The sequence below is a fragment of the Pseudomonas sp. Pseusp97 genome (assembly GCF_047304025.1).
Classification (GTDB): Bacteria; Pseudomonadota; Gammaproteobacteria; order Pseudomonadales; family Pseudomonadaceae; genus Pseudomonas.
Genome location: NZ_JBGLYK010000199.1, coordinates 1 through 10,593, shown reverse-complemented (window position 1 = coordinate 10,593; position 10,593 = coordinate 1). Strand labels below are relative to the sequence as shown.

Below are 10,593 nucleotides of genomic sequence, written 5' to 3'. Positions count from 1 at the left end.
TGCCGGCGCTGGGGCCGCCGAGGCGAACAGCGCCTGCGGCATAGGCAGGCCGCGATCGCGCAGCGCATGGGCCAGCTCGAAGGCCAGCAGGCCGCCGAGGCTATGGCCGAAGAGGGCGTAGGGCTGGTCCAGGCGCGCGGCGATCTCGTCCGCCAATTGGCTGGCCAGGGCGCGCAGGTCGGTGTGCAGGCTTTCGGCGAAGCGCCGGCCACGGCCGGGCAGCTCCACCGGGCAGACGTCGATCCAACCCGGCAACTGGCGCTTCCAGCGCGCGTAGACCATGGCACTGGCGCCGGAATACGGCAGGCAGAACAGGCGCAGCATCGGTTACTGCCCCGCCGCCGGCCCGTCCATCTTCTGTCGCAGGCTGAGCGGGCGCATATCGGTCCAGTTGGCTTCGACGAAAGCCAGGCAGTCGGCCTTGCTGCCGCGTTGGCCGGCTTCGCGCCAACCGGCGGGGACTTCCTTGTAGTCCGGCCACAACGAGTATTGCTCTTCGCCGTTGACCAGCACCTTGTAAACCGCATCTTCGCGATCGAACGCCATCGCCCTTCTCCTTCAGCTGTATGGGATGCCGGCCACCGGCCATTACCGATGTTTTCCAGCTCTGCCATGAAGACGAGGGAGGCAATGAAATAGTTAGTGTTCTCGTATGCGACTAATTCTCATAAGATATGCGCCGGCGAAATTTCCTGGCTTGTCCTTCCCCGAGTGCCGAGAGAACTGACGAATGGATGCGAATGAAAAATCTTCACACTGGTGTGGGAACCCTGTTCCAGAGCGAATGTCGGACTCTTCCGAATAAATTGATAATAATTATCATTTGATCTAGATTGACCGCCTCAACCCATGTGGACGTCCCCGCCTCCGCCGCCGCATAGGAAACCTTGCATGTCCAAGCCAATGCCCGCCGAGCCGCGCCCCGCTCTCCACGAGCTGTTCGCCACCCACCGGCAGACCTTCATCAATGCGGCCGCACGCATCCTCGGCTGCCGCAGCCATGCCGAAGACGTGGTGCACGATGCGTACATCAAGCTCAATGCGAGCGACCTCACTCCCGCCATCCAGTCGCAGAGCGGCTATCTGATGCGCGTGGTGCGCAACCTGGCCATCGATCTCTACCGCCGCCAGGCGTTGGAGAAGCGCTACTCGGGTAGCGAGGAAGAAGGCATGCACATCGCGACGGCGTCCGCGTCACCGGAGATCGAGCACGAGGACCGGCAGACCCTGGAAGCCATCTCCAGCGCGCTGCAGACCCTGCCCGAGCGCACCCGCTATGCCTTCGAGATGTATCGTCTGCACGGCCGCACGCAGAAGGAGATCGCCGAGGAACTGGGCGTTTCGCCGACCCTGGTCAACTTCATGGTGCGCGATGCGCTGGTCCACTGCCGCAAGACCCTGAAGGGCCTGGAAGACGGCAAGGCCTGAGCCCTCAGCCTTCCGCCAGGGCGCGGAAGGTCAGTCGATACTGCTCCGGCGTGGTGCCCGACAGCCGCCGGAACATCGCGATGAACGCCGAGGGGCTGCTGTAGCCCAGGTTGAAGGCGATCTGCTGTACCCCTTCCCCCGATGCCAGTGCCTCGATGGCGGCGAGAAACCGCAGGCGCTGGCGCCATTCGCCGAACGACATTCCCAACTCCCGCTGACAGGCCCGCGCCAGGGTGCGCTCGGTGCTGTGCACGCGCTCGGCCCACTGCGCGAGGGTACGATTGTCGCCGGGCTCGGCCTGTAGTGCGGCCAGCACTTCGCCCAGCGCGCCTGAGCTGGCGTACGGCAGGTAGTCGTCGTGGGGCTGCGCGGCCTGCAGTTGATCGATCACCACGTCGGCCAGGCGCTGGTCGGCGGCGCTCTGCGGGATATTCACCCCGCGCGCGGCGAAGTCGGAGAGGATCGCCTTGAGAATGTCGCTGATGGCCAGGGTGCAGGGGTTCTGCGGCAGCTTGCGCGCCAGCTCGGCGGACACGTAGAGCGAGCGGTAGATGATGGCCTGGCGGTTGTAGCAGCTGTGTTCGAGGCCCGGCGGCACCCAAACGGCGTACTGCGGCGGCGAGAGGAAGCGCTCGCCGTCCACCTCCAGCTCCATCACCCCGTGGGACGCATAGTTGAGCTGGCCCCAGGCGTGCCGATGGCTGGGCGAATGGGTGCCGGCGTCGAACTCGTCGTAGCGGAAGTACAGCTCGGCGGGCAACTGGTCGATGTCGGGAAGCGGGAGCGGCAGTGCGCGGGTCATGTCCGAATGCCGGGGTGGATTGTCCGGTTTTCATTATACGTCTGGTTTCGGACGAGGGGAGAATGCTGCCCTATCGTAGAGCGCCCTCTCCCTGACCCTCTCCCTGAAGGGAGAGGGGACTGTCCTGAGGTGTCGGATAGCCAAGCGCTCGCCGGCTAATTCAACGGATCCGCTGGGCGCCGAACGGCTCCCTCTCCCTTCAGGGATAGGGCTGGGGAGAGGGAAACAGCCGCCACTCCGAAGTCAACCTGAGACCTGCAAGAATCCCATGAATTACCTGTTCCCCCTGCTGGCCGTGGTCATCTGGTCCGGCAATACCGTCGTCAACAAGCTCGCCGTGGGGCAGATCGCCCCGGCGGAGATCGGCTTCTTCCGCTGGGTGCTGGCCGGCGCGCTGCTGACGCCCTTCCTGCTGCGCGCCACGCTGGCCCACTGGCCGGTGATCCGCGCCAACCTGGCCAAGATCGTCACCCTCGGCCTGCTCGGCATGGCCGTCTACCAGTGCCTGGCCTACTACGCCGCCGCCCTCACCTCGGCGACCAACATGGGCATCATCCTCTCGCTGATGCCGCTGATGTCCCTCGCGCTGGCGGGTGTCCTGCTGCGCCACAAGCTGAGCGTCGCTGCACTGCTGGGCGCGCTGGTCTCGCTGGGCGGCGTGCTGCTGGTGATCACCCAGGGCAACCCGCGGCAACTGATCAGCCACGGCGTGAACCTGGGCGACGGCATGATGATCGTCGCCACCCTCGCCTACGGCGTGTACGGCGTGCTGCTGAAGAAGTGGAACCTGCCACTGCCGCCGCTGCTGATGCTGTACCTGCAGGTGCTGGTGGCCATCGTCGCGCTGGCGCCGCTGTATGTCGCCTCGCCGCATCATGGCCTGAACGCCGCCAACCTGCCGCTGGTGCTGTATGCCGGGCTGCTCGCCTCCATCGTCGGCGCGCTGGCGTGGATGCAGGGCGTGCAGCGCATAGGGCCGAGCCGCATGTCGCTGTTCTTCAACCTGCTGCCGGTGCTGACCGCCGCCATCGCCGCCATGGTGCTGGGCGAACAATTGACCAGCTACCACCTGGTGGGCGGCGCGCTGACCCTGGCCGGCGTCCTGCTAGCCGAGCTGTGGCGGCCTCGGGAGAAGCCCGCCGCTGCCGTCAGCGCCCGCTGACTCGGATGCTCTCGTAGGAGCGAGCTCGCTCGCGAACGGATTTCCCTCAGGCACCGGCATCAAGCGGTTCGCGAGCAAGCTCGCTCCTACAAGTTCGTGCCGGCGCGGAACTTCGCCATCCGTCTCGTAGGGCGCCTGACGCGCCAGCGTCATTCGGCGCGAGTGGACCGGCGCATAACCTGTTCGCGCCAACGGCCGCTCCCGTAGGAGCGGAGCTTCTCCGCGATCCGCCGGCAGGCGGATGATTCGTATGAGAAATTCGCGGACAAGGTCCACTCCTACAGGTCTGTGCCGGCGCGGAACTCGGCCATGAGGGTGGAAACCAGCTCCGCCGCCGGCATTTCCCGCGCCAACGGAGCGCCCTGCCCGGCCCATTGCACGGCGAAATCGCTGTTGCCCTTGGCGGTCGCCGCGGCGGTCAGCGCCTTGGCGGCGTCATAGGTGATCGGGTAGTCCGGCAGCAACGGTGCATCGGCACTGCCCACGTCGGTGAACAGTCGGTTGACCATGCCCCGCGCGGCGCGGCCGGAAATCGCCGCCGTCACCTCGGTACGCTCCCCACGCTCACCACGCAGCGCCGCCTTGAAAGCGGCGTTGGCAGAGGATTCGTCAGCGGCAATGAAGGCAGTGCCCATCTGCACCGCCTGTGCGCCCAGCTCGAACACCGCGCGCATGCCCTGCCCGTCCATGATCCCGCCCGCCGCGATCACTGGAAGCCCGGTGCCCTTCACCAGCGTGCGGACCAGCGCGAAGGTGCCAATGCGCGCGTCCTTTTCCGGCTCGAACACGCCCCTGTGGCCGCCGGCTTCATAACCTTGCGCAACGATGGCGTCGATGCCCGCCGCCTCGATGGCGCGACCTTCTTCCAGGCAGGTGGCGGTGGCCAGCAGGCGGATTCCCGCGGCTTTCAGGCGGCCGATCCACTCCTGCGGCGGCAGGCCGAAGTGGAAGCTGACCACGGCCGGACGCGCCTCGATGAGGAACTCCAGCATCTCAGGGTCAGCCAGGAAGCTGCGGTAGATCTCGGTGATCCGCGTCGGCGGCTGCGCATCGAACTCGGCGAACAGTGGACGCAGGTACTCCAGCCAAGCGGCCTCGCGGGCCGGGTCGGCAACAGCGGGGCGATGACAGAACAGGTTGAGGTTGAGCGGCCTGTCGGTCAGCGCGCGAGTCTGCTCCAGCAGGGCGCGGGCCTGCGTCACGTTGCTCGCACCCAGGCCGATGGAACCCAGCCCGCCGGCATTGGACACCGCAGCGGCCAGCGCCGGTGTGGAGACGCCGACCATGGGCGCCTGGATGATGGGGTGCTGGATGCCGAGCAGTTCGGTGATGCGCATGACAAGGTCCTCGGGTCGAAGCCGGCGACGGGTACGCCTGGCTGATTTGCACTTGACCAACAATCTCACAAAGAGAATATTAACGGCAACTTGTTCTCTATTGAAGATTAATGATGGATCTCTCCAGCCTGGAAATCTTCCGTTGCGTGGCCGAGGAGCAAAGCGTTACCCGCGCCGCTGCCCGTCTGCATCGCGTGCAATCCAACGTCACCACGCGCATCCGCCAGCTCGAGGAAGACCTCGGTGCAGCACTGTTCCTGCGCGACGGCAAGCGCATGACGCTGACCGACCAGGGCCGCGAATTCCTCCGCTACGCGGAGCAGTTGCTGGCCCTCGCCAGCGAAGCGCGGCAATCGCTGCACCCGCAGAGCGCTGCCGGCAGCCTGCGCCTGGGCAGCATGGAGGCGGCCGCAGCCAGCCGGTTGCCAGCGATCCTTGCGCGCTTCCATCGCGCGTATCCGGAAGTGGAACTGCACGTCAGCACGGGGCATAGCCAGAAGCTGATCAATCAGGTGCTGGACCGCCAGCTGGACTGCGCGTTGATCTCCCACCCGGACATCCTCCACGCCGCACCGGGCTTCGAATCGCTGCTGGAACGGGGCCTGTGCGCTGAACCGGTGTTTCGCGAGGAACTGCTGCTGGTCCTGCCGGGCGATCACCCGCCCGTCAATCGCCCCGAGGATGTACAGATCCGCACCCTGGTGGGCTTCGCCCGCGGCTGCACTTACCGCCAGTTGCTCGAGCGCTGGCTGAAGGGGGCCTCGCTCGCCGTGCAGGAAGTGGGCTCCTACCACGGCATTATCGCCTGCGTGAACGCCGGCTCCTGCTTCGGCGTACTGCCGCGCTCGGTGCTGGAGCTGCAGCCGGACATGCCGTCCCTGCAGGCGGTGCCGCTGATGGAAGTGGACACCCTGCTGATCTGGCGCGAAGGCTACGCCACCGGCGCCTTCCAGCGCTGGCGGGAAACGCTGGAGGTACGCCAATGACGCGCACCGGCCGGCTGCCCGCCGCGTTGTCGGCGGCACTGATCCTGGCCGTGGGCATGGGCTTCGGCCGCTTCGCCTTCACCGGGCTCTACCCGCTGATGGTGCGCGACGGCGTGCTCAGCGTCGACGGCGGCTCCCTGGCCGCTTCAGCCAACTATGCCGGCTACCTGCTCGGGGCGTTGCTGCTGGCACGCAGTCATGAACGTCATGCTGCGCGCATCTGCGTGATCGCCCTGGTCGGCACCCTGGCCACCCTCGCCGCCATGGCCATTCCCGCGCCGTCCTGGTTCGCCATTGGCGTGCGCCTGCTGGCCGGCGTACTCACCGCCATGGTGCTGGTCAGCGCTGCGCAATGGCTGTTGCAGAGCATGGGCGAAAGCCACGGCGCGCCGATGATGTTTGCCGGGGTGGGGATTGGAATTCTCGCCTCGGCCGAACTGATCGCCGCCGGCAACGCCTTCGGCCTGGGCAGCGCGGCGATCTGGTGCGTGCTGGCGCTGGCCGGCCTGGTGCTGTCGCTGCTGGCCGCGCCTGCGCTCGGCCGAGAAGCGCCCGCCACCCCGCATCACAACACAGTGAACGGGACGGGACCGGCGCCAGAGCTGTCCGCGCCGATCATCCTGCTGGTCTACGGGCTGGCCGGCTTCGGCTACATCATCACCGCGACATACCTGCCCTTGCTGATGAAGAGCGGGCTGGGCGCCATCGACGCGTTGCAGGTCTGGGCCGCGTTCGGCCTGGGGGCTGCGCCTTCGTGCTTCCTCTGGCATCGCCTGCACCTGAAGCTGGGCGGCCGGCGCGCCTTGGCGCTGAACCTGCTGGTGCAGGCGGTGGGGGTGATGCTGCCCGCGCTGGGCGACTCCGCCATCCTTTACCTGGGCAGCGCGGTGCTGGTGGGCGGCAGCTTCATGGGCACGGTGACCATCGCCATGCCGGCGGCCCGCGCGGTGGCCGCGCAGGTGCGTTTCAACATGCTCGCGGCGATGACGGCGCTGTATGGCGTCGGGCAGATCGTCGGGCCGCTGGCGGCCAGCGCGTTGCGCGGGCTGACCGGCAGCTTCATCCCGGCGCTGGGGGCTGCGGCGAGTGCTCTGCTGGTAGGTGCACTCTGCTGCCTGCCATTGCGCCGAAAGGAGACCTGTAGGAGCGAGCTTGCTCGCGAACAGCCTCAACACCGTAGCTGCCGGTAAATCCGTTCGCGAGCAAGCTCGCTCCTACCGCAACGCGGCCAGCCCATGTAGGGCGCATAACCTGGAACAGGTTATCCGCCTGCCACCTCGCGGCGGATAACGCTGGCGCGTTATGCGCCCTACCACTGTGCAGCTCAGGCAGGCGGCTGCTGGCGAAACGAAACGCCCAGACGGTTCCAGACATTGATCGCGCCGATGGTCACGGTGAGGTCCACCAGTTCCCGTTCGCTGAACTGCTCGCGGGCGAGCTGGAAGACCTCCAGTGGCACCTTGGATTCGGACAGCAGCGTCACCGACTCGCACCAGGCCAGCGCCGCCCGCTCGCGCTCGGTGAAGAATGGCGACTCGCGCCAGACGCTGACGGCGAACAGGCGCCGCTCGGTCTCGCCGTTGCGCCGCGCTTCCATGGCGTGCATGTCGGCGCAGAAGGCGCAGTTGTTCACCTGCGACACGCGCAGCCGCACCAGCTCCAGCAGCGGTTTCTCAAGAGACAGCTCGAAGATGGCGGCCTCCAGCGCCAGTACCGCCTTCAGCGCTTCCGGCGAGGCGATGTAGTAATCCAGACGCGGCTCCATGACGGCACTCCAGAGGTTGACCCGGCCATTGTGCGCCGTACTTCGCGGGCGGCAGGTGGCCAATCCGGTGAATTTCCACCGCGCAACTTCACCGCACACCAAGCCGGCGTTACGCTTGCGCTACTGCCCAGACCCTGCGGAGTTCGTCCTTGGAGCTGCACCTGATCATCCACGGCCAGAAGGATCTCGCCGGGCAACTCTATCGCCAGTTGCGCGAAGCCATCGATTCCGGCCGTCTCGCCGCCGGCGCCCGGCTGCCGCCCAGCCGGCTGCTGGCCGAGCAGTTGGGCATCTCGCGCAAGACCATCTCCGACACCTACGCCCAGCTCACTTACGAAGGCGTGCTGGTCGGCAGGATCGGCAGCGGCACCTTCGTCAACACTCACCTGCCGCGCCACGACCGCCAGCGGGACGGCGTGCGCTTCGCCAGCCAGGACAACATCGAGCGCTGGGCCAAGCTCGACACGCGCCTGCGCCACCCGGGCGCGGGTTCCGCCAAGGCGGATTTCATCGGCGGCGCCACCACGCAGCTGCAGTTCCCCCAGGAGGAATGGCGGCGCTGCGTAAACCATGCGATGCGCCAGATGACCGGGCTGCGCGGGCACTACAGCGCACCCGAAGGCATCGCCCCGCTGCGCGACGGCATCGCCCGGCACATCTCCTACGCACGCGGCGTGAACTGCCAGCTGGACGACGTGATGGTCTGCAATGGCGCGCAACAGGCGCTGGATCTGCTCGCCCGCGTCATGCTGCGCCCCGGTGACAAGGTCGCCATGGAAGACCCCGGCTACACCCCGGCGCGGCTGATCTTCCAGACCCTGGGCGCCGAAGTCGCCAGCGTGCCGGTGGACGCCGAGGGCATCTGCGTCGAGCAGATCCCCGACGGCACGCGGATGATCTACACCACGCCGTCGCACCAGTTCCCGCTGGGCATGCCGATGAGCCCGGCGCGCCGCGAGGCGCTGCTGGCACGCGCACTGGAGCTGGGCGCACTGGTGATCGAGGACGACTACGACAGCGAATTCCGCTACGAAGGCCGGCCCACCGACGCGCTGCAGAGCCTCGACCGCCATGGCGTGGTGGCCTACATCGGCACCTTCTCCAAGGTGCTGCTGCCGGAACTGCGCCTGGGCTACCTGATCCCGCCGCCGAGCCTGTTCCCGGCGCTGGTGCGGGCGCGGCAGATTTCCGACTGGCACAGCTCGACGCTGCCGCAGTGGGCGCTGGCAAGGTTCATCAGCGAGGGCTACCTGCTCAAGCACATCCGCCGCTGCCACGGCATCTACGCCGGCCGCCGCGAACGCATCCTGGCGCGACTGACGGGCGACCTGTCGCCCTGGCTGGAAACGGTGCCCTCGGTGGCAGGCTTCCACCTCACCGCTCTGCTGCGCGAGCCGATCAACGTGACGCTGCTCTGCGAGCTGGCGCGCAAGGTAGAGGTCGGCCTCTACGGGCTGGCGCCCTTCCATCACCAGGTGCCGGTGCGCGACGGCCTGCTGCTGGGCTTCGGCGCCATCGACACGCTGGATATCGACCCGGCGCTGGACAAGGTTCGGGACCTGTTGCAGCAGCTGACCTGAGCCGCCCGGTCAAAGGATATGGACTGTAGGAGCGAGCTTGCTCGCGAATAGCCCCTGCTGTGGAGTGGGTTCGCGAGCAAGCTCGCTCCTACGAAAAGCGGCCCGTACCGATAAGCGGTCGCCGGCTCTGCTGGGTGAGTTCAAATCACGCGTATTGGCCCTGTGGTTTTCCTGGGAATTGGCGGTTCAGCCGCCAGCGGCGGGCCCGTACTCTTCCCGCATCGGTTTTGAAAGCCGGTTCCGGTCTTTACCGGACTCCGGCATCAGCACCCAATAGCCACACCAGCCCGAAGGAGCCTCGCCATGTCCCCGTCCGCCATTGCCATCGTGCGCGTCCAGGCGTTTCCCGGCCGGGCTGCCGCGCTGGGCGAGCATCTCCATCGACTGATCTCACAGGTCCGCCGGCAACCCGGCTGCCAGGGCAGCGAGTTGCAGGCGCTGGCCGCCGACCGCTGGCAGCTGCTCACCCGCTGGGCCAGCCAGGCCGAGCTGGATGCGCACCTGTCCAGCCCGAAAGCCCAGCGGTGGCTGAACCAGCTCGGCTGCGGAGACCTGGCGCTGGAGCTGGCATTCGAGAGCCGCAGCGCCGACTGACTCAGAAGGCCGAACGCACCAGCCCGCCGTCGACTCGCAACGCTGCACCATTGGTGGCAGACGAAGCTTCCGAGCAGACATAAAGCACCAGATTGGCGATCTCCTCCGGGCGCGCGAAGCGCTGCAGCAACGAACCCGGACGCGCGGTGCGGAAGAACTCCGCCTCGAACTCCTCGAACGGCTGGCCGCCGGAGAGCTTGTCGACGAAGTCGCCCACCCCCTCGGACGCCGTCGGCCCCGGCAGTACGGCGTTCACCGTCACCCCGGTGCCCGCGCAACTTTCCGCGAGCCCGCGGGACAGGCCGAGCTGGGCGGTCTTGGTAACGCCATAATGGATCATCTCCACGGGAATCTGGATGCCGCTCTCGCTGCTGATGAACACCACCCGCCCCCAGTCCTTCTGCTTCATCCCTGGCAGGTACGCGCGCGACAGGCGCACCCCGGACAGCAGGTTGACGTCGAGAAAGCGCACCCACTCCTCGTCCGGAATCTCCTCGAAGGGTTTGGGATCGAAGATGCCCAGGTTGTTCACCAGCACATCCACTGCCGGGTAACGCTGGACCAGCGCGGCGATCTGCTGCGGATCGGACAGGTCGCCGGCAAACCCTTCCACCTTCGCATCGCCCTGCCCGGCGCGAATGCGCGTCAGGGCATCGTCCACCGAGGCCTGGCTACGACCATTGAGGATCACCCGCGCCCCTTCGCGGGCCAGGCCCTGGGCGATGGCAAAACCGATGCCCTTGGTCGAACCGCTGACCAGGGCGAGCTTGTCTGACAGGTGCAGGTTCATGATGTGTCTCCGCAATGGCGAGGAAGGCGACCTGCCGAAGCGCCGCAGGCCATGGACGGATCAGGATAGATGACGCCGCGGCGTGACCCGCGTGGCCGAACTTGACCGCGCCGGCATGAACGTCTGCTTCGGCCAGGACTCGATCAAGG

The 10,593-nt window shown here is 66.9% G+C and carries 12 protein-coding genes; 6 read left to right on the top strand and 6 right to left on the bottom strand.

Going from position 1 to position 10,593, the window contains the following annotated elements:
* Both ACCC94_RS23755 and ACCC94_RS23750 read right to left on the bottom strand, forming a co-directional pair.
* On the bottom strand, window positions 1–324 hold a 324-nt coding region (locus ACCC94_RS23755), incomplete at its 3' end, for a thioesterase II family protein (protein ID WP_413352062.1).
* A gap of 3 nt (window positions 325–327) precedes the next feature.
* On the bottom strand, window positions 328–546 hold the full coding sequence (locus ACCC94_RS23750) for an MbtH family protein (RefSeq protein ID WP_413352061.1): 219 nt from the start codon (window positions 544–546) through the stop codon (window positions 328–330).
* A gap of 345 nt (window positions 547–891) precedes the next feature.
* Between ACCC94_RS23750 and ACCC94_RS23745 the strand changes: the two genes are divergently transcribed.
* On the top strand, window positions 892–1,428 hold the full coding sequence (locus tag ACCC94_RS23745; RefSeq protein WP_413352060.1) for an RNA polymerase factor sigma-70: 537 nt from the start codon (window positions 892–894) through the stop codon (window positions 1,426–1,428).
* Window positions 1,429–1,432: 4 nt separating this feature from the next.
* Here the strand turns inward: ACCC94_RS23745 and ACCC94_RS23740 are convergent, their stop codons facing one another.
* Window positions 1,433–2,230, bottom strand: a complete 798-nt coding sequence (locus ACCC94_RS23740) for an AraC family transcriptional regulator (protein ID WP_413352059.1) — start codon at window positions 2,228–2,230, stop codon at window positions 1,433–1,435.
* Between the two features lie 268 nt (window positions 2,231–2,498).
* On the opposite strand from ACCC94_RS23740, the gene ACCC94_RS23735 reads away from it, so the two are divergent.
* Window positions 2,499–3,392 (top strand): DMT family transporter, encoded by an 894-nt coding sequence (locus tag ACCC94_RS23735; RefSeq protein WP_413352058.1) that lies wholly within the window; start codon window positions 2,499–2,501, stop codon window positions 3,390–3,392.
* A 278-nt stretch (window positions 3,393–3,670) separates the two neighbouring features.
* On the opposite strand, the gene ACCC94_RS23730 is transcribed toward ACCC94_RS23735, so the two are convergent.
* A complete protein-coding gene (locus ACCC94_RS23730) occupies window positions 3,671–4,729 on the bottom strand; it encodes an NAD(P)H-dependent flavin oxidoreductase (protein WP_413352057.1) in 1,059 nt (352 codons plus the stop codon).
* Window positions 4,730–4,842: 113 nt separating this feature from the next.
* Here ACCC94_RS23730 and ACCC94_RS23725 point away from each other — a divergent pair, with 113 nt between their 5' ends.
* Both ACCC94_RS23725 and ACCC94_RS23720 read left to right on the top strand, forming a co-directional pair.
* The gene (locus ACCC94_RS23725) at window positions 4,843–5,715 is read left to right on the top strand and encodes a LysR substrate-binding domain-containing protein (protein ID WP_413352056.1); all 873 of its coding nucleotides are present in this window, start codon (window positions 4,843–4,845) and stop codon (window positions 5,713–5,715) included.
* Complete coding sequence (locus ACCC94_RS23720; protein ID WP_413352054.1) at window positions 5,712–6,905, top strand: YbfB/YjiJ family MFS transporter; 1,194 nt, start codon at window positions 5,712–5,714, stop codon at window positions 6,903–6,905. Before ACCC94_RS23725 ends, ACCC94_RS23720 begins: the two co-directional genes overlap by 4 nt.
* 134 nt (window positions 6,906–7,039) lie before the next feature.
* Here ACCC94_RS23720 and ACCC94_RS23715 read toward each other — a convergent pair whose 3' ends face one another.
* Window positions 7,040–7,480, bottom strand: a complete 441-nt coding sequence (locus ACCC94_RS23715) for a carboxymuconolactone decarboxylase family protein (protein ID WP_413352053.1) — start codon at window positions 7,478–7,480, stop codon at window positions 7,040–7,042.
* 149 nt (window positions 7,481–7,629) lie between these two features.
* Here ACCC94_RS23715 and ACCC94_RS23710 point away from each other — a divergent pair, with 149 nt between their 5' ends.
* Window positions 7,630–9,060, top strand: a complete 1,431-nt coding sequence (locus ACCC94_RS23710) for a PLP-dependent aminotransferase family protein (protein ID WP_413352052.1) — start codon at window positions 7,630–7,632, stop codon at window positions 9,058–9,060.
* 303 nt (window positions 9,061–9,363) lie between these two features.
* Complete coding sequence (locus ACCC94_RS23705; RefSeq protein ID WP_413352050.1) at window positions 9,364–9,654, top strand: putative quinol monooxygenase; 291 nt, start codon at window positions 9,364–9,366, stop codon at window positions 9,652–9,654.
* A gap of 1 nt (window position 9,655) precedes the next feature.
* Here ACCC94_RS23705 and ACCC94_RS23700 read toward each other — a convergent pair whose 3' ends face one another.
* Entirely contained in the window at window positions 9,656–10,444 is a 789-nt protein-coding gene (locus ACCC94_RS23700; protein WP_413352048.1) for an SDR family NAD(P)-dependent oxidoreductase, read from the bottom strand.
* Between the last annotated feature and the right edge of the window lie 149 nt (window positions 10,445–10,593).

Excerpts from the sequence above, each read along its gene's own strand:
- ACCC94_RS23715 (WP_413352053.1), bottom strand. The coding sequence starts at position 7,480 with ATGGAGCCGCGTCTGGATTACTACATCGCCTCGCCGGAAGCGCTGAAG.
- ACCC94_RS23740 (WP_413352059.1), bottom strand. The coding sequence starts at position 2,230 with ATGACCCGCGCACTGCCGCTCCCGCTTCCCGACATCGACCAGTTGCCC.
- ACCC94_RS23730 (WP_413352057.1), bottom strand. The coding sequence starts at position 4,729 with ATGCGCATCACCGAACTGCTCGGCATCCAGCACCCCATCATCCAGGCG.
- ACCC94_RS23705 (WP_413352050.1), top strand. The coding sequence starts at position 9,364 with ATGTCCCCGTCCGCCATTGCCATCGTGCGCGTCCAGGCGTTTCCCGGC.
- ACCC94_RS23700 (WP_413352048.1), bottom strand. The coding sequence starts at position 10,444 with ATGAACCTGCACCTGTCAGACAAGCTCGCCCTGGTCAGCGGTTCGACC.
- ACCC94_RS23745 (WP_413352060.1), top strand. The coding sequence starts at position 892 with ATGTCCAAGCCAATGCCCGCCGAGCCGCGCCCCGCTCTCCACGAGCTG.
- ACCC94_RS23735 (WP_413352058.1), top strand. The coding sequence starts at position 2,499 with ATGAATTACCTGTTCCCCCTGCTGGCCGTGGTCATCTGGTCCGGCAAT.
- ACCC94_RS23750 (WP_413352061.1), bottom strand. The coding sequence starts at position 546 with ATGGCGTTCGATCGCGAAGATGCGGTTTACAAGGTGCTGGTCAACGGC.
- ACCC94_RS23725 (WP_413352056.1), top strand. The coding sequence starts at position 4,843 with ATGGATCTCTCCAGCCTGGAAATCTTCCGTTGCGTGGCCGAGGAGCAA.
- ACCC94_RS23720 (WP_413352054.1), top strand. The coding sequence starts at position 5,712 with ATGACGCGCACCGGCCGGCTGCCCGCCGCGTTGTCGGCGGCACTGATC.